The organism is Nitrincola salilacus (genome assembly GCF_046271865.1).
GTDB lineage: Bacteria > Pseudomonadota > Gammaproteobacteria > Pseudomonadales > Balneatricaceae > Nitrincola > Nitrincola salilacus.
In genome coordinates, this window is the sequence record NZ_CP176580.1 from 2,522,379 (window position 1) to 2,539,636 (window position 17,258).

Annotated in this window: 17 protein-coding genes; 3 read left to right on the forward strand and 14 right to left on the reverse strand. The window is 50.7% G+C overall.

Annotation, left to right across the window (positions count from 1 at the left end):
- The first annotated feature begins 146 nt into the window (after nucleotides 1-146).
- Complete coding sequence (locus ACK3CJ_RS12005; RefSeq protein ID WP_409522444.1) at nucleotides 147-1,397, forward strand: MFS transporter; 1,251 nt, start codon at nucleotides 147-149, stop codon at nucleotides 1,395-1,397.
- 45 nt (nucleotides 1,398-1,442) lie between these two features.
- On the opposite strand, the gene ACK3CJ_RS12010 is transcribed toward ACK3CJ_RS12005, so the two are convergent.
- The 5 genes from ACK3CJ_RS12010 to ACK3CJ_RS12030 form a co-directional block, all read right to left on the reverse strand.
- Nucleotides 1,443-2,615, reverse strand: coding sequence for a PQQ-dependent sugar dehydrogenase (locus ACK3CJ_RS12010; RefSeq protein ID WP_409522445.1), 1,173 nt, complete (start codon nucleotides 2,613-2,615; stop codon nucleotides 1,443-1,445).
- Nucleotides 2,616-2,725: 110 nt separating this feature from the next.
- Nucleotides 2,726-4,954, reverse strand: a complete 2,229-nt coding sequence (locus ACK3CJ_RS12015) for a two-component system response regulator (RefSeq protein WP_409522446.1) — start codon at nucleotides 4,952-4,954, stop codon at nucleotides 2,726-2,728.
- A 15-nt stretch (nucleotides 4,955-4,969) separates the two neighbouring features.
- Nucleotides 4,970-6,481 (reverse strand): sensor histidine kinase, encoded by a 1,512-nt coding sequence (locus ACK3CJ_RS12020; RefSeq protein WP_409522447.1) that lies wholly within the window; start codon nucleotides 6,479-6,481, stop codon nucleotides 4,970-4,972.
- 54 nt (nucleotides 6,482-6,535) lie between these two features.
- Nucleotides 6,536-7,285 (reverse strand): substrate-binding periplasmic protein, encoded by a 750-nt coding sequence (locus ACK3CJ_RS12025; RefSeq protein WP_409522448.1) that lies wholly within the window; start codon nucleotides 7,283-7,285, stop codon nucleotides 6,536-6,538.
- 134 nt (nucleotides 7,286-7,419) lie between these two features.
- Entirely contained in the window at nucleotides 7,420-7,944 is a 525-nt protein-coding gene (locus tag ACK3CJ_RS12030) for a TlpA family protein disulfide reductase (protein WP_409522449.1), read from the reverse strand.
- A gap of 93 nt (nucleotides 7,945-8,037) precedes the next feature.
- Here ACK3CJ_RS12030 and ACK3CJ_RS12035 point away from each other — a divergent pair, with 93 nt between their 5' ends.
- Nucleotides 8,038-8,649, forward strand: coding sequence for an SCO family protein (locus tag ACK3CJ_RS12035; RefSeq protein WP_409522450.1), 612 nt, complete (start codon nucleotides 8,038-8,040; stop codon nucleotides 8,647-8,649).
- On the opposite strand, the gene ACK3CJ_RS12040 is transcribed toward ACK3CJ_RS12035, so the two are convergent.
- From ACK3CJ_RS12040 to ACK3CJ_RS12060, 5 genes are all read right to left on the reverse strand, one after another.
- A complete protein-coding gene (locus ACK3CJ_RS12040; protein ID WP_409522451.1) occupies nucleotides 8,646-9,248 on the reverse strand; it encodes a Yip1 family protein in 603 nt (200 codons plus the stop codon). The two genes, ACK3CJ_RS12035 and ACK3CJ_RS12040, sit on opposite strands and share 4 nt — an antisense overlap.
- A 95-nt stretch (nucleotides 9,249-9,343) precedes the next feature.
- On the reverse strand, nucleotides 9,344-10,264 hold the full coding sequence (locus ACK3CJ_RS12045; protein WP_409522452.1) for a heme o synthase: 921 nt from the start codon (nucleotides 10,262-10,264) through the stop codon (nucleotides 9,344-9,346).
- Nucleotides 10,257-11,315 (reverse strand): COX15/CtaA family protein, encoded by a 1,059-nt coding sequence (locus tag ACK3CJ_RS12050; protein WP_409522453.1) that lies wholly within the window; start codon nucleotides 11,313-11,315, stop codon nucleotides 10,257-10,259. The genes ACK3CJ_RS12045 and ACK3CJ_RS12050 overlap by 8 nt, the downstream gene beginning before the upstream one ends.
- 102 nt (nucleotides 11,316-11,417) lie before the next feature.
- On the reverse strand, nucleotides 11,418-11,915 hold the full coding sequence (locus ACK3CJ_RS12055) for a hypothetical protein (RefSeq protein ID WP_409522454.1): 498 nt from the start codon (nucleotides 11,913-11,915) through the stop codon (nucleotides 11,418-11,420).
- 18 nt (nucleotides 11,916-11,933) lie between these two features.
- Nucleotides 11,934-12,659: an SURF1 family protein gene (locus ACK3CJ_RS12060; protein WP_409522455.1), complete on the reverse strand. Its 726-nt coding sequence runs from the start codon at nucleotides 12,657-12,659 to the stop codon at nucleotides 11,934-11,936.
- Here ACK3CJ_RS12060 and ACK3CJ_RS12065 point away from each other — a divergent pair.
- Nucleotides 12,658-12,846 (forward strand): DUF2909 family protein, encoded by a 189-nt coding sequence (locus tag ACK3CJ_RS12065; RefSeq protein ID WP_409522456.1) that lies wholly within the window; start codon nucleotides 12,658-12,660, stop codon nucleotides 12,844-12,846. The genes ACK3CJ_RS12060 and ACK3CJ_RS12065 overlap by 2 nt on opposite strands.
- A 6-nt stretch (nucleotides 12,847-12,852) precedes the next feature.
- On the opposite strand, the gene ACK3CJ_RS12070 is transcribed toward ACK3CJ_RS12065, so the two are convergent.
- The 4 genes from ACK3CJ_RS12070 to coxB are packed head-to-tail and all read right to left on the reverse strand — an operon-like array spanning nucleotide 12,853 to nucleotide 17,109.
- Nucleotides 12,853-13,710: a cytochrome c oxidase subunit 3 gene (locus tag ACK3CJ_RS12070; protein WP_409522457.1), complete on the reverse strand. Its 858-nt coding sequence runs from the start codon at nucleotides 13,708-13,710 to the stop codon at nucleotides 12,853-12,855.
- Complete coding sequence (locus tag ACK3CJ_RS12075; protein WP_409522458.1) at nucleotides 13,703-14,272, reverse strand: cytochrome c oxidase assembly protein; 570 nt, start codon at nucleotides 14,270-14,272, stop codon at nucleotides 13,703-13,705. The genes ACK3CJ_RS12070 and ACK3CJ_RS12075 overlap by 8 nt, the downstream gene beginning before the upstream one ends.
- 15 nt (nucleotides 14,273-14,287) lie before the next feature.
- Nucleotides 14,288-15,946 (reverse strand): cytochrome c oxidase subunit I, encoded by a 1,659-nt coding sequence (gene ctaD, locus ACK3CJ_RS12080; RefSeq protein WP_409522459.1) that lies wholly within the window; start codon nucleotides 15,944-15,946, stop codon nucleotides 14,288-14,290.
- Nucleotides 15,947-15,963: 17 nt separating this feature from the next.
- Nucleotides 15,964-17,109: a cytochrome c oxidase subunit II gene (coxB, locus tag ACK3CJ_RS12085; protein ID WP_409522460.1), complete on the reverse strand. Its 1,146-nt coding sequence runs from the start codon at nucleotides 17,107-17,109 to the stop codon at nucleotides 15,964-15,966.
- Nucleotides 17,110-17,258 lie beyond the last annotated feature (149 nt).

A 17,258-nucleotide genomic window follows, 5' to 3' on the forward strand; every position in this document is an offset into this window, starting at 1 on the left:
CATTCATTGATGTGAGGGTAATAGTGGCAGATGATATATCCTCCTCTGACCAGACAGTTACCGTAAAGCTCAGGGCAATCTGTATCTTGTAAGAATATTATGAATCACTTAAGTTGTGCCCTCTTCTGTTGAAACGGGATCTCGCTGTGAATCTGAATCTGCGCTTTTTTCTGCATGTATTTATGCCCTTCGCAATGGGTTATTACCTTTCCTATTTTTTCCGTGTTGTGAATGGCGTCATCGCTGAACCTGTCGCACTGGAGCTGGGACTGGGTCCTGCATCACTGGGTTGGATCGGCAGCGCCTATTTCCTGTTTTTTGCATCATCACAGCTACCGCTGGGTGTGTTGCTCGATCGCTACGATACGCGCAAAGTCGCTTCTTATATTCTGATCATAGCTGCCATCGGTTCACTGACATTTGCCTTCGCCCAGAGCGCGTTGATGCTCTGGCTGGGACGTGGCCTGATAGGGCTGGGTGTCTCTGCCTGCCTGATGGCAGCGTTTCGAGCCTATGCCGCGTTGCTGCCACCAGAACGCCTGCCATTGGTAAACGGTTTGCAGCTGGCTTCCGGTGGCCTCGGCGCGCTCACCGCCACGCTTCCGGTGGAGTTGATGCTGCCTTTAATTGGATGGCGTGGTCTGTTTATCGGGCTGGCTGTGCTGAGTCTGCTGCTGGCTGTCTTCGTGCGTTTTCGTGTGCCGCCCATCCTCCCCACCACTGACAAGCCTGTCGCCCTGTCGATTCAGATCAAAGAGAGTCTCGCGATTTTCAGACACCCGCTGTTTCTGCGTATTGCACCTGCCAGCGTTATCAATCAGGCGCTCTATGTAGCCCTGTTGAGTCTCTGGGCAGCAATCTGGCTCAGACAAGTGGATGGTTATAGCCAGGCTGCAACGGCTGATCTGCTGCTCTGGTCAGCTGCAGGCATGGTGGTGGGCTTTCTGACGCTCGGCTGGCTGGCATCTCGGCTACAATCACTCGGCATTCCCACCTCACTGGTCAGTATCATCTGCATGGTGCTCTTTCTGCTCCTGCTGACACTGGTACTGATTCGAGCCGATCTGCCAGCAACGCCTTTATGGTTCCTTCTGGGACTGTTCAGTACAGCCGGTGCACTGATGTATGCGGCTCTGTCACAGGGGTTTCCAAAGTCTCTGTCCGGGCGGGTCAATACGGCGCTGAACCTGATGGTGTTTATCAGCGCGTTTCTGCTGCAGTGGCTGATCGGGGTGATGGTGAGTTTCTGGCAACCGTTGGAAAATGGCTTCTATCCCGCACAAGCTTACCAGGTCAGTATCGGCATCTGCGCAGCTGTTCAGGCGCTTGCGCTGATCTGGTATTTTATCGGCCATCGTGGCCGCTCAAAAAAAGCTGCGCTAGACACTGTAACTTGATGTACAGCCAGCACCTGCTGATATCAGCAGGTGCTGGCTTTCTCTTCACTGCGCAGGCTTGATACGCACAATCTGCCCGGGATTCTCATCTGTCAGCAACCATAGGTAGCCATCAGGCCCCTGGCGGATATCCCGAATACGTTGACCAAACTCCTGCAGAAAACGCTCCTCTTCTTGCAACAGATACCCCTCATCTGTCTCCTTAACTGATACTCTCGATATCAATTTATCACGCAGTGCACCAGAAAAAATCTGACCTTGCCAGAGAGGAAAATCCGAACCGGTATAAAACACGATGCCACTGGGGGCAATCGAGGGTGTCCAGTGCAGCAGTGGCGACTCCATGCCTGGCAACTCGGTATGAGGTGTAATGCTGAAACCGGTATAGTTAATGCCGTGCGTCACTTCAGGCCAACCATAATTGAGTCCTGAGCGAATCAGGTTGATCTCATCACCACCGCGCGGTCCATGTTCATTGGACCAGACTTCTCCCGTCTGAGGATGAACTGTGAGCCCCTGAGGATTACGGTTACCCCAGGTGAAGATCTCGTCACGCACCTGCGATTGATCAACAAAGGGATTATTCTCAGGTACTGAGCCATCATCATTCAACCGGATAATGCTACCTGCATGATCAGATGGGTTCTGAGCGCGCTCCATCTCACCACGATCACCTACACTGATATAAAGATAGCCATCGGGATCGAATACCATTCTGCCGGCAAAATGGCGACCGCCACTGGAACGGGGCAAGGCTTCAAATATAGGCTCAACTTCCTGCAGTTGCCCTGACTCGTATCGCGCTCTTGCTACACGGGTCGTCATGCCAGCCGAAGTCTGATCAGAATAGGAGAAATAGAGTAAGCGATTGTCGGCAAACTCCGGATGCAGAGCCAGATCCAGAAGCCCTCCCTGCCCGCTGGCAGTCACATCAGGCAGACCTGTGACAGGCTCCGATAAGAGTTCATCATCAACAAGCCGTCTCAATCGCCCCGGCCTTTCGGTCACCAGCACCTCACCATCAGGCAGAAAAGCGATAGACCAGGGATGCGCTAAATTGTCTGCAACGATTTCGAGAGAGAGGCTGTAGTGCTGCGTATCAATACGAACAGTTTTTTTGGTATCAAAAAGCACGGCACCAGCGAGCACCGCAACGGAAAGTGAGCAAGCAAGTACGAAAAATATACGTTTCGATCTATAACGAGGTTTAAGTGGCACCTTGTCACCTCCTGAATTCTGGCCGCCAGTCTGATCATCCATCAGGTGTAGACCAAGGCAACAGCTGATCGTTCAGCTGGATCATAGAGGCACTACGACTGTTACCAGATCTATTTTTTCTTCAGGAAATCTATGAACTGAGCCGAATCAAGTGGGCGAGAGTAAAAGTATCCCTGTGCCTCATCACAACCCAGTGCAATCAGCATAGCCTCTTCCACCTCACTTTCCACACCTTCAGCGATAACCTTGAGATTCACCAGATGTCCCATTTTGATCATCAGATCAGCCAGTGCTTTATCCTGCTCACCAACCGTAATCTTGTTGGTGAAGGCACGGTCTATCTTCAGACGATCAATCGGAAGTTGGCGTAGATAGCTCAATGAGGAGTATCCGGTGCCGAAATCATCCATCGCCACCTGAATATTACGACTGCGAATCGCATTCAGAATATCGATCAGCGCCTCGTGATCCTCCATCACCATCGACTCAGTGATCTCCAGCTCCAGGCAGTGTGGGTTGATCGCTGTTCTGAGCAACACATCATCCAGCATTTTTAAGAAATCTGCGTCCTTAAGCTGGCGAATAGAGACATTGACCGCCATTCGAATCGATTGACCTGTCTCCTCAGCCCACAGTACCTGCTGACGACAAGCCTCTTCCAGAACCCAGGCACCCATGGACACAATGTGACCGGATGTTTCTGCAGCCGGAATAAACAGGTCGGGTGGTACCAGATCACCATCACGCTGCCAACGCAATAGGGCTTCAACCCCCACCACTTTCCGATCCACCAGAGACACCTGAGGCTGGAAGTGCAGGATTAATTGCTTACGCTCAACGCTGTGACGCAGCTCAAGGGCGATCTGTAGGCGCTGCTGCAGCTCTTGCTCGAATTCGGTACCAAAGATACTGAAAGAGGCACGCTGAGTCCGCTTGGAGTGCTTCAGCGCAATACCCGCATTTTGCAGCAGAGATTCAGCATCCTTGCCGTGCGTTGGATAGAGCGCAATTCCGATTGTCAGGCTGACAGGAACTTCGTTACCGGCAATGGAAAAACCATGTGCCAGTGACTGATTCAGGCTGCTGACCTGAAGTGACAGGTCCGCTTCGTCGATACCTGGCAGCAGAATACAGAAGTTATCAGCAGAGATGCGGCCCATCAGGCACTCATCGCCAAAGAAACTGCGCAGATGCTGAGCTGTCTTAACCAGCGTTTTGTCGCCGGTGGTATGGCCCAGGCCATCGTTCACGGCCTGAAAATTATCAATATCGGCAAGAACCAGGCTGAATGGCTCCTTGTTCAACATCAACTTGCCCAGCTTGTGCAGAAAACCGGTTCGATTTGGCAAGCCGGTCAAAGAGTCGATATAGGCAAGATGTTCCACACGCTCAAACAGACGCGCATTATCAAAGCCAACCGAAATATGGACTGAAAACAGCTCAATCAATCGCACATCGAGCTCATTCATTGGACGACTGGTTTCAACCCTGACCACCAGTTCATCATCATGTGGTGAGAGCAGGTATAGCACGACATGCGTTTCATCAATCAGGTGTTGGCGTGTTTCCAGGACCTGCTTCACTTCACTCTTGAGTACCTCATCCTGAAGCCTGTCGATACTCTCACCAGCGAAGGGCTCAAAGCGTCCGAAAGCTGCCACCACTTTAATTTCATGATCGACAGAATCCTCATGACAGCACATGAAACCGTTACGGTTGATTTGCAACAAACTGCACAGTTGCATCAGCACGCCACGGGAAAAAGTATCAACGGCTCTTTCCTTGAACAGCTCCGATGCACCATCAATGATCATTGCCAGCCCTTGTCGGTTAGCATTAATCATTTCCAATTGCTGATAGGAACGTATCGCTGCAATCAGTGTCGTAATCAGGCGGTTGCTGGTCAACTCACTTTTAGATTTGTAGTCATTGATATCATAATGCTGAATAACGTCCAGTTCAGGAGCATAACCTGGCTGGCCTGTGCGAAGAATGATACGACTCGACAACTCATGGATGGTTTCACGGATATAGCTGACAAGTTTAAGGCCAGCATCTTCAGACTCCATCACAACATCAAGGAGTATGCAGGCAAAGCGTGGACCATCAGACAATAGTTCTTTTGCTTCGGCGGCCGAATAGGCGCTGGAGAATTCGACTATTCTGCCGAGAATTTTAAAGTCGGCAAGTGCGAAACGGGTGGCATCATGGACATGAGGTTCATCATCAACAATCAGGACGTGCCAGCACTGGCCATCCTCTTCTGCAGACTCATAACCTTCCAGGTCTTCTTCTGCAAATATCAACAGATCATCATCTTGTGAGTGACGGTTACCCATAGCTACCCTTAATCATTAAGCATCAGCCAATACTTGCACCGGTATCCTGAACATAAGTTTAAGCCCCTTACCCGGCGCACTATCAAGTTCGACCGAACCGCGTAGTACCGTATTAACCAAGTTGAACACAATATGCAATCCAAGACCAGATCCACCACGTCCCATTTTGGTCGTAAAAAACGGATCAAATGCCTTCTTGAGCTCAGCAGCACTCATGCCTATGCCGTCATCACTGATCTCAAGCATAACATCATGCTCGCCTTTTCGCCTTGCTGAAATCGTGATACATCCCTCGTCACGCCCTTCAAATCCATGAATCAATGCATTGTTAAAGCAGTTAGTAATAATCTGGCCCAGCGGACCGGGGAAACTATTCAGTTCGATCCCCTCTGGCACATCCACTTCGACATTGAACCGAGTATGTTTGATACGTGGTCTGAGGGTATAGATAACCTCGTCCACCACTTCCTTGAGATCAAAGCGCCGCTGCTGCGTACTGGTCTGATCGACGGCTACCTGTTTGAAGTTGCTGATCTGCTCTGCTGCCATATCAAGGCTGGAGTCCAGAATACGTATTGCTTCATCAAGCGATGCCAGAAACTTATCCAGACTGGAGCGCTTCAACAAGCCTGATTCAAGCTCCTGATTAAACATTTTTACCTTGAGCCCCAGGGCTGTCACAACGGTGCGACTATTACCGACAGGTGTATTGATCTCATGCGCAATACCTGCCACTAATCTCCCGAGTGACGCCAGTTTTTCAGTCTGGATCAGCATATCCTGAGCCTCTTTAAGACTCGCCAACGCCTGCTCAGCTTCATCCTTGGCTTCAGACAGCTGTCGCTCGGTTTTACTCTGCAGCTGCAAGGTTGCATTGTATTCGTTAATCAGCAACCCCAGCTCATCACGCGACTGCCAGTCAACCGGCAACCGTTTACCAGTGTTCTGATAGTGCTTCAAGGACTCAGAGAAACTGTTGAGTGGTCGCAGAATTGTCCAGCGAAATGCCAGCGTCGTAGTGGTTACCAGTGCCAGAAAGAGTATCGCTACCAGTAGCGCGAGCCCCCATAGCTGACCGGTGATATCTTGCCAACTGCTGCTTACATCAGCATGCAGGGATACTGTACCCAGCTCATGATCGCCCCGTGGGCCTGAATACACGATCGAGCTTGTAAAGTGACTCCAGCCAGCCTCTGAATTTTCGCAAATACCCACCTGTAAAGGGGGGGATGTGAGTACACCACCAGAAGCATGTTCAAGTGACACACAGCCTACCGAGGGGTCTTCAAGAGTTGTTTCAAGAATATTTTCAGATACCGAATGTGCTAGCTGCCAGACCGGCTCGGTAAGAAGTCGCGACAGGTTGTTAACCTTCTGCTGAGCAAGGTGTGCATTGACCTCCTGCGCTTTTTCCAGCTCAAGCCAAGCCAGGACAGCGAGAAACACAACCGATGCGATAAACAATACAGGCAGCACCTTGGACAGGAAGCGCTTACTGAGCGATGTCTGGATCAATGTCGTAATCATTAACTGCTTATCCGCACCACAGATCAACTCCTCGTATACATCTCATCACATCTATTACTGAGTCTGAACACGCCATTGAGCGTGTGCTCTCTCCAGAAAAAAGGACATCAGATCATCTTTTTCAAGCTTCAACAGAGCCAGCGACAACCTCTCTTTCATTTCATCAGTATTACACAGTGACAGCCGGGATATGGTCAGGTAAAGATTTTGACTGGTGATGGCGACTGGCAATAGTTTCAAATTGTTGATATTGAGCTGTTCGGCATAAGCCTTACCCGGGTTATCTTCATAGATCAGATAGTCAGCCCGCGACTCGGCTACCAGTTTCAGCGCCTGAGAAAGACTTCCTACTTCCATGATATTGAGCTCTTCCCGGGCGAAAGTATCAAATTCTTGACCAAAACTGTTGTTGATAACTGTCACGCCGAGATAGGGCTTCAGATCAATCCACTCCTGATAGTCGATATCTGCATCTTCACGAGTCCAGACAGCCGTTCTGGTGCCCTGAAATTCAGGATAGATATAATCCATCCAACCGCTTCTCTCAGAAGTATAAAAAGCACCGGCAATCAGATCGATTCGACCAGCAGATACTTCCTCTTGGACTCGTCCCCAGGGACCGCTGTAATAAAGTTCTATTTCAATACCCAGCTCATTGGCAACAAACCCGATCATCTGTGCATTTGCTCCGATCAAGCGTTGCGGATCATTGGGATCACGCCATAGGTAAGGAGGATACTCAGGGTTACCACTGGCAGTTAACCGAGTACATCTCTCATCAGCAAAAGCAGCAGAAAGTGTCATTGAATAAAGCAATGAACAAAGAAAAAGATGAATGCTCAATGAGCCTGATCTTTTCATCTAACTGAATGCTCCCTGGCAACCATCTTCAGCATATCGTCTCAGCAGTCTAGTGTATGTGACAAGCAATTGACAAGTCAGGATTTTCTGTCATTTGGCGCTGCATATCGCTGGATGAAAGCATCGAGTTGTTCGGCTGTCACTTCGCCCATATGCTGATCCACAAGCACACCTTCAGCAGAGTAAAAAAGCGTTGTCGGCAAACCTCTTATTTCAAGGGACTGAAGACTCTGCTGGCGAGGATCCAGCAACATGTTACGAAAGCTGATATCGGCTTTTTCCAGATAAGACTTGATCACTGGCACAGCCTCTCCCTGATTGATCAGAATCACATCAACATCCTGAAGGTCATCGTAACGATTCAGAAGTGGCATCTCACGAATACAGGGAGGGCACCATGTAGCCCAGAAATTGATGATCAGAGGCTTTCCCTTGAACTCATCGAGTTGAACTGACTGGCCTTCGATAGTAGCCAGCATAATACCTTCGGGAAGCGATTTACCCTCACTCTTGATAGCCACTAATGTGGAAAGGCCGATCAACACCACCACTAGAGCAAACAGCCACCAGCGCATTGATTTAAAAGTTGATACAAGAGTCATTTTTCACCTTGAGATCTGTCACTATCATTTATACAGTCTGGATACGCTATCATGACTCCCTCGGATTAATACAACACAAAAGAAGGACTCGGTGTGAAATCCAACCCTATCATTCTGGCCTCTGCACTTGCAGGGCTGCTACTGGCCATTACGGCATACACTCTCGTCAAAACAGAGATCACAGCGCAACCGCAGGAGCTGTCAGCAGGCAATCAGCTTGGTGGCCCTTTCACCCTGGAATCTGCCAGCGGCCCTGTCAGCCTGTCTGATTTTGACAACAAGCTGATCCTTATTTTTTTCGGCTTCACCTCTTGTCCAGACATCTGCCCCACGTCACTCATGACAACTGCCGCCAGCCTCAAGCAACTTGAGCCAGAACAAAGTGCACGTATCCAGCCTTTGTTCATCACCGTGGATCCTGAGCGTGATACGGTAGATTATCTGGCTGAATATGTCGCTTTTTTTGATAAACGGTTTATCGGGCTGACCGGTTCGATGGATGAAATCGAGATGATCACTCGACAGTACGGGGCGTTTTTCAGAAAAGTCACGCTTGATTCCGCTATGGAATATACCGTGGACCATTCAGCACAGACCTATCTGGTCAATAGTCGAGGAGAGGTGTTGGCTCTGGTTCATCACAGCAATGATCCAGAGCCACTTGTAAACACCCTTATCAACCTGCTCAGCAGCAGTCGACTTTAGTTAGTAAATGCTGGTGCGATGCCCAGATCCCACAGAATAACAGTTGATACCAGCATGCTGACCAGCACAACCATACCGACGGTCAGTATGGAGGTGGAAAACATGAACCCCTGCTCTTCAGGAATATTCATCAGCACAGGCACTCCTGAATAAAGGAGGTAAACCGTATAGGCCAGCGCTACCAGGCCCACTGCCACCACGAACCAAAGCATTGGCCAGAGTCCCGTTATACCTGCCAGCAGTAGAGGAGCCGCCGTACAGGTTGCCAGAACCATACAATGTTCCAGATCAGAATCAGCGCCATAGGTTTTTTCCATCCAGTGAATGACATGAGCCATAAATCCAACTCCGATCAATAGCGCGAAGTAGAAAAGGATAGCAATCATGAAGGCGCTGCCTGCCGTCAGTTTGACATAGTCGCCGGTGCCAATACTCCAACCTATCTGGGTCGTACCAAAGAAAAAGCTGACAGGGGCTATCGCACAAAGCCATAGCAGGACATGGGTATAACACTCAACGATCGTATACTTACGCTCCCGAATCTTGGTCCAGACATCTTTCTGATGGAACATTACACCGCACATTTGCTGAAATAACATATGTGATCTCCTTGATATGCATGTCTACCCGGTTATAGGGCTTGCTGACACTGTTGTTTTTATTTTTATCAGGAAAAGCGTCATCCTCCCTTCTCTTATATTAGTAGAAAAAAATAATGATCGAGCAAAAGCAAACCAAAAAGGTACAGAATATAACGAATTGAAAACCAGAAGGCTGATAGTGGTGCCGTGGCATCCTGCCCACGCCAGATTTTCCAGTTCCAGTACATGAAACGCGCATTCAATCCAATAACACCTACCAGGTAGATCCAGCCACTCATGCCGGTTGCAAATGGCAGGAGTGTGGCAGCAACAGTGAGCCAGCCGTAGAGCCAGATCTGAAGTCGTGTGAACTCGGTGCCATGTGTGACAGGCAACATCGGAACACCTGCTTTGGCATACTCCTCACGCTTATGGATGGCCAAAGCCCAGAAATGAGGTGGTGTCCAGGCAAAAATAATCAGAACCAGCAACAGAGCATCAGAGTGAATGTTACCTGTAACAGCAGTCCAACCCAGTAATGGTGGCGCAGCACCTGCTAATCCACCAATAGTGATATTCTGAGGTGTGGCTCGCTTAAGAAATGCCGTATATACCACCGCATAGCCTAGCAGAGCCGCTGCGGTCAGCATGGAGGTCAGCGGATTCACTTCAAACCAGAGCAGAGACAACCCGGCAACAGAAAGGCTGGAAGCATAAAGCGCCGCTTGCCAACTATTCAACCTGCCCTCTGCCACTGGGCGGCGTGAAGTGCGAAGCATCATCTGATCCAATCGCTGATCCAGCAAGTGATTGAAAGCAGCGGCTCCCATTGATGCCAGTCCGATACCCACCAGACCGAACAACATTTTATCAATAGCTGGCAGCCCCGGCACTGCCAGTGCCATGCCCACCAGAGTACAGACCAGCATTACCAGTACAACACGAGGTTTACCCAGTTCAAAAAAATCTCGCGCGAGGCCCAGTAATGCACCAGGATCAAACTTGCGTACAATCGCCAGTTCTGAATTACGCATGGGCCACCTTTCTGAATGATATTGAAGACAAGGAAGACTGAGTAGCACCCAGACACCATCCGGCGTTGAGTAAAATCAGTAACAACAGCGCAGCACCAGCGGTATGCAGAAGCGCTACGGATAGAGGCATTGAAAAGAGTACCAGAATGATGCCCAGTGATATCTGTGCTGCATATACAACCAATGCACTGAGCAGAACCGCTCTGGTTTTGCGTTGATTGCGATAGATCATGAACAAAAGAAACAGTGAAATCCCCAGCGCAAGTGCTCCCAGACGATGGGTGTAGTGGATCGCTGTTCTGGCGCCAGCATGTAATTGACCATAAAGGTAATTAGGACCGATCTCCTGAGTCAGATGAAATCCTTCATTAAAATCCATGTATGAAGGCCACCACTCCTGGTTACAAGTCGGGAACCCCGTGCAGGCAATACCAGCATAGTTACTTGAAGTCCAACCACCCAGCGCCACTTGTCCGACAAGGATAAGGGCTGCCAACCACCAGAAAACAGGTGGCCTGCGGCGTGGAACTTCACCTTTAAGACAACCGGTAAGGCGCCGATAGAGCCAGAAAAAAGTACCAAGAACAGTGAAACCACCCAGAAGATGAAGAGTAACAACCTGAGGCCAGAGCTGGAGTGTGACGGTCCAGGCTCCGAAAGCACCCTGCAGGCAGATCACCACCAAAAGCATGAAACTTGCCAGCACAGGATACCCTTCTACACGGCGCATGCGCCAGGCCATCCAGGTCAACGTCAGTGCAACCAGCCCCAGACCACTGGCGATATAGCGATGGAACATTTCCACCCATGCCTTGAAGGGTTCAAGAGGAATATCGGGTGCAAAATCGGCGGCGCGATCTGCGTTCGGAACAACCAGCGCTCCGTAACAGCCTGGCCAGTCGGGACAGCCCAGTCCGGCATCGGACAAGCGGGTCCAGACACCCACGAGGATGACAATGAACGTAAAACCGACCCCTGCCGCTGCAATATGTGCCGCTCGCCTGATCGAGGCTGTCGGGGTGAGCTGACTGCTGGAAAAGCCTGAGCCCATGTATGACCTCTTTACTAATATTTATTATTGTTATTCAGCCTGATAGCAGGCACACACTAGTGATAAACCAGAAAGGTTTTCGCTGCAAGCAGGATTTGATATTTATCGCTCCGGATTTCGCTTCAGCAGGTGTTCGAGATCCTTGTGCACATCTTTTGCATCGACATAAGGCTCGTAACGCGTCACGACATTCCCTTGCGGATCAACCAACCATACCTGGCCATCTGCCACCCAATCCGGCCTGTTGGAAAGCCACGAAACCTGCAACTCTCCCGGCAAAGCCTCCATATCGCCACCCAGACGAAGTCGATAGACACGCTCTGCATTGCGACCGAGCGCGCGATGCATACGCCACCACTTGTCCGCTTCAGCCTTGCAGGACTCATTACAGACCTCAGAAGCAGCCCAAACAAGCCACCAGTCATCTGTTTCTACCCACTCGATGGGCCACTGTGTGAGAGGCGGTAGCTGATGGCTCAACTCCCCTCTCGCAATATGCTTGTCAGGCAGACCTATCTGCCAATGCAACATTGCCCATGCAACAGGCATTGGCGCCCCCAGAACCAGTATCAACAAAACAAGCTTCAACCGACTACTCACATCTCTCTCCTGCAGCCGTTAATATTTAAACCATTTCCAATGACCGATAACCGCCATCACCAATGCCAGCAAAGCAAGGCACAGCCATTGCACAGCATACCCTGTATGACGTTCGGGTGGCATCTGACTCGGCACCCACCAGGCATCCTGCATACCATCGCCCGACTCCTGATGTACAACACCTTCAAATACAGTACCAGATAAATGTGACCAGGGCGTGAGAGACAGCGACTGCAAACGATTACCTTCCCGGTTGTCACCCAGCACCAGACCTCCATGATTGAGTGATTGCCATCGTCCGCTCACAAGCGCCTGGCCAACTGGCGTGGTCACCGACGGCTCAAACTGACGATCCACACCTGTTGGCACAAATCCCCGTTGTATCAACCACCAGGTTCCGGAATCTGTCATCAACGGAGTTAACACTGCGACGCCAATCTGGCCATCGTGGATACGATTATCCAGCCAGAGTGTTTCCTCTTCCAGAAAGTACCCTGTAAGTTTTAACCTGGAGAGATTTTCCGGTACAACTACCGGGTTCATATGGATTGGTGCATGTTCCCAGGCTGACATCAGCGCCACTTTTTCAGTTGCTCTATGCCATTGCCAATTCGCCAGCAGTAATCCAATAACCAACAACGAAAGCCAGAAAGTCCACCAAAGCAACAGTTTAATAATCGCCTTGACCCGACTGGACTTTTCTGGTGGACTGATACGCGACGATTTCACGCCGGAGACACTCATGCTTAAATTCCTTATAGCCCTGGTTTTTCTGGCGATGTTGGCCAGTCTTGCAGCCGGGGCCGGATTTCTCCTGAAAGATGCATCTTCTTCAAGCCGAGTACTGACATCACTCAAACTGCGTGTGGGACTGGCTGTTACCCTGCTGGCCCTGCTGGTGTATGGTTTTACACAGGGCCAGCTTGTTTAGTGCGATTTAGAACACATACACAAACAGGAACAACCCAATCCACACCACATCGACAAAGTGCCAGTACCAGGCACCCGCTTCGAATGCGAAGTGGTTATCCGCCGTAAAGTGCCCCTTCAGCACCCTAAACAGCATCACAATCAATACAATAGCACCAATGGTGACATGCAGACCATGGAAGCCGGTCAACAGGAAGAAGGTTGAGCCATAAATGCCGGACTGCAGCGTCAAGCCAAGATGATTCCAGGCTTCAACATACTCAATACCCTGGATTACCAGGAACACCAAGCCAAGCACTATCGTACCTATCAGCCAGTTTTTCAGTTTCGCCCGGTGGCCCTCTTTCAGCGCATGGTGCGCTATAGTCAGGGTGACACTGGAGGTAACCAGCAATATGGTGTTTATCAGAGGGAGTGTCCACGGATTAATGATCGCATCCGGGCCACCAATACTGGGGTCAGGCGTATTCATCAGCGGCCAGGCAGCCGTGAAATCAGGCCACAACAGAGCTGTTACGCCCTTGGCCCCTTCTCCGTCCAGCCAGGGCAGCGCAAAGATTCTGATGTAGAAAAGCGCTCCGAAGAAAGCGGCAAAGAACATCACTTCAGAGAAGATAAACCAGCCCATTCCCTGGCGAAATGAACGATCCATCTGCATATCATACAGACCGCCCATCGATTCATTTACGACATCACGAAACCAGCCGTACATCACACATGCGATGCCAACCAGACCCAGCAGCAGGAAAGGTAGCCCACTGCCATACGTCATCAGCGAACCGGCACCAAGTGCCGTACAGCCCACCACAGCAACCGCAATAATCGGCCATTTACTGGTAGGTGGAACATAATATTGACTAGTCATGCAAACCTCCTAGGGCAATCTCCTCGCCCATTGGGTAAAGGGTATAAGCCAGAGTCAGCGTAGCAACATCTTTCGGTAAGGCAGGATCAACCTGGAACACCAGTGGCAGCTCAAGACTTTCACCGCCGGCAAGCCACTGCTCCTGAAAACAGAAGCATTGCATTTTCCTGAAGTGTCGCGCCCCTTGCGAGGGGCTGATACTGGGAACGGCTCGTCCAGACAGGCGCTGGTCACTGGTGTTGGTGAAGCGAAAACGCGCCTGCGCCACCTCACCGGGATGAACTGTCACTACCTGATTGATCGCTTCGAGTCGCCAGGGCAGTCCCGGCGCACTTCGAGTTACCAGCTGCACACGAATCGTACGGGAGGTGTCTACGCCAGTTGCACTGATAACCTGTGCGGAATCGGCCGTCTTGCCGTTCAGGCCTGTGACTTCACAGAACACATCGTAAAGTGGAACCAGAGCAATGGTGAAACCCACCATCGCTATCAGTGCCAATACGGTATGCCTGATCGTCCTCTTGACTCCGCTACGGGCATCAGTCTGATGCTGTGTAGTCATCTCTCCCATCTCCACTCAATGATCACTGTGGCGATTTGGCGAATCTCTCTCCGGAACAAACTCAGGGGGTGTATCAAAGGTATGCAGCGGTGCAGGACTTGGTACCGCCCACTCCAGCCCCTCGGCCCCTTCCCATGCTTTCGCAGGCGCTTTGACTCCACCACGCACAGCTTTGATAACGACCCACACGAAGATCAACTGGGAGAAACCGAACAGGAATCCGCCAACCGATGACAGCATGTTGAAGTCGGCAAACTGCAATGCGTAATCCGGTATCCTGCGCGGCATGCCTGCAAGACCAGAAAAGTGCATCGGGAAGAAGGTCAGGTTGACCCCGATCACCGACAGCCAGAAGTGCCATTTACCCAAGGTTTCGTTGGCGTAATGCCCGGTCCATTTCGGCATCCAGTAATATGCTGCGGCCATGATCGCAAAGAGCGCACCTGGCACAAGCACATAGTGAAAGTGAGCCACAACGAAGTAGGTATCGTGATACTGGAAGTCAGCCGGAACAATAGCCAGCATCACACCAGACAAACCGCCGATGGTGAACATGACGATAAAGCCCAGCGAGAAGAGCATCGGCGTTTCGAAGCTGATAGAGCCCCGGAACAGCGTTGCAATCCAGTTGAAAATCTTCACACCTGTCGGAACAGCTATCAGCATGGTTGAATACATGAAGAAGAGTTCCGCCGTCAGCGGCAAACCAACAGTAAACATATGATGCGCCCAGACCACAAACGACAGTATCGCAATGGAAGCCGTCGCATAAACCATGGACGCATAGCCAAACAGGCGCTTGCGAGCAAAGGCAGGCACGATCAGCGACACGATACCGAAGGCAGGTAGAATCATGATGTAGACTTCAGGATGGCCAAAGAACCAGAACAAGTGCTGGAACAGTACTGGGTCACCACCGCCTCCGGCATCGAAAAAGCTGGTGCCGAAGTTAATATCCAACAGCATCATGGTCACAACACCTGCCAGAACCGGCATCACTGCAATCAGCAGGAAAGCAGTAATCAGCCAGGTCCAGACAAACAATGACATATCCATCAAACGCATCGCAGGAGTACGCAGATTGAGAATGGTGGCAATGATATTGATTGCACCCAGAATCGAGCTGATACCCGCCAGGTGGATCGACAGGATAAAGAAGTTGGTTGAAGGCGGCGCATAGGTAGTCGACAGCGGCGCATAGAACGTCCAGCCGAAGTTGGGACCGCCCCCTTCCATGAACAGAGTGGACAACAAGGTGGTAAAGGCTACGGGTAACAGCCAGAAGCTGAAGTTATTCAGTCTTGGCAGTGCCATATCCGGCGCACCGACTTGCAGTGGAATCATCCAGTTAGCCAGACCGACAAATGCCGGCATGATCGCCCCGAAGACCATTATCAGACCATGCATGGTCGTCATCTGGTTGAAAAACTCAGGCTGCACGTACTGCAGACCCGGCTGAAAAAGCTCGGCGCGGATAACCAGCGCCATCGTACCGCCGATAAACAGCATCAGCAGCGAGAAGAGCAGATAGAGCGTGCCTATCTCTTTATGGTTGGTTGTCAGCAACCAGCGCATCAGGCCCTTGGGAGCATGCCCATGCGCATGGGCATCATGTCCGCTGGCAACATCGCTGACACTGTGCTGACTGACCGACTGCGTAGTTTCAGGTGTCATGGCTAGCATTCCTCTTGTTATTGACCCAGCAGATCGCGGATTTCTGATGGCTGAACCATATCACCCGTGCCATTACCCCAGGCATTTCGCTCGTAGGTGATGACGGCGGCCACTTCAGCCGGTGACAAGGTGTCGCCGAAAGCCGGCATCGCAGTTCCGGTCTTACCGTAAGCCACGATAGCTAAGTGATCCTGACGTGCAGCGGGATCGATAGAGATACCCGATCCTGCCAATGCTGGAAATACAGGAGGTAAACCCTGGCCCTCAGGCTGATGACAGGCTACGCAGTAGGTGTTGTAAACACCGGCACCACGCTCCATCAACTCATCCATTGTCCATTCACGGTCTGCACCGGCTGCTTCAGCAACAGCTGCATCACGTCGAGAAGCCAACCATGCATCATACTCTTCCTGAGGTACTGCCTTGACTTCAATTGGCATGAAGCCATGATCACGACCACAGAGCTCGGCACACTGGCCTCGATAAATTCCGGGCTCATTAACCGTGAACCAGCTTTCATTGATGAAGCCTGGGATAGCATCTTTCTTGACTGCCAGATCTGGCACCCACCAAGCGTGAATCACGTCATTGGCAGTCAGCAGAATCCGAACTTTCTTACCCAATGGCACCACCATAGGCTCGTCCACTTCGACAAGATAATTGCCCCCCTTCTCTTCAAGGCCCTGTATCTGATCACGTGGCGTCGATATATTGCTGAAAAAGCTGACATCTTCACCCAGATACTCATAGCGCCAGCGCCATTGATACCCGGTTATCAGGATGTCTATCTCAGCATTGGAGGTGTCGTACATCTTTTTGAGTGTGGCAGTGGCCGGAACGGCCATAACGATCAGAATGACCAGAGGGATAGCAGTCCATATCACTTCGACAGTAGTATTCTCGTGGAAGTGAGCAGACTTGGAACCCTTGGATTTTCGATAGGCGAACAGCGACCAGAACATGGCGCCGAACACGACGACCGATATCGCAACACATATCCAGAATATGGTCATGTGCAGGCTGTAGACTTCGCGACTGACATCAGTCACACCCGGCGGCATATTCAAGCCCGTCGAAGTATTGATCGATGCAGCATAGGTACTACCGGCCATAAAAGCAGCCAGCAGTAAGAAACAAATCCCCGTTAAGGCGAATCGTTTCATCATCCCCTCCTTGTTTTTTTTATGTGTCGGAAATGCAGCATAAAACTAAATTGTCGACCTGAGTCTACGTCATGGCTACCAAAGGTGCAAAACAAAAATTGATCAATTCTGTATATTTAACCGACACTTCCATGCATCCAGGCCTGATC

Coding starts and splice junctions, on each gene's coding strand:
- ACK3CJ_RS12045 (WP_409522452.1), bottom strand. CDS start 10,264: ATGCGTAATTCAGAACTGGCGATTGTACGCAAGTTTGATCCTGGTGCA.
- ACK3CJ_RS12025 (WP_409522448.1), bottom strand. CDS start 7,285: ATGACACTTTCTGCTGCTTTTGCTGATGAGAGATGTACTCGGTTAACT.
- ACK3CJ_RS12020 (WP_409522447.1), bottom strand. CDS start 6,481: ATGATTACGACATTGATCCAGACATCGCTCAGTAAGCGCTTCCTGTCC.
- ACK3CJ_RS12070 (WP_409522457.1), bottom strand. CDS start 13,710: ATGACTAGTCAATATTATGTTCCACCTACCAGTAAATGGCCGATTATT.
- ACK3CJ_RS12075 (WP_409522458.1), bottom strand. CDS start 14,272: ATGACTACACAGCATCAGACTGATGCCCGTAGCGGAGTCAAGAGGACG.
- ACK3CJ_RS12040 (WP_409522451.1), bottom strand. CDS start 9,248: ATGTTATTTCAGCAAATGTGCGGTGTAATGTTCCATCAGAAAGATGTC.
- ACK3CJ_RS12015 (WP_409522446.1), bottom strand. CDS start 4,954: ATGGGTAACCGTCACTCACAAGATGATGATCTGTTGATATTTGCAGAA.
- ACK3CJ_RS12050 (WP_409522453.1), bottom strand. CDS start 11,315: ATGGGCTCAGGCTTTTCCAGCAGTCAGCTCACCCCGACAGCCTCGATC.
- coxB (WP_409522460.1), bottom strand. CDS start 17,109: ATGAAACGATTCGCCTTAACGGGGATTTGTTTCTTACTGCTGGCTGCT.
- ACK3CJ_RS12065 (WP_409522456.1), top strand. CDS start 12,658: ATGCTTAAATTCCTTATAGCCCTGGTTTTTCTGGCGATGTTGGCCAGT.
- ACK3CJ_RS12060 (WP_409522455.1), bottom strand. CDS start 12,659: ATGAGTGTCTCCGGCGTGAAATCGTCGCGTATCAGTCCACCAGAAAAG.
- ctaD (WP_409522459.1), bottom strand. CDS start 15,946: ATGACACCTGAAACTACGCAGTCGGTCAGTCAGCACAGTGTCAGCGAT.
- ACK3CJ_RS12030 (WP_409522449.1), bottom strand. CDS start 7,944: ATGACTCTTGTATCAACTTTTAAATCAATGCGCTGGTGGCTGTTTGCT.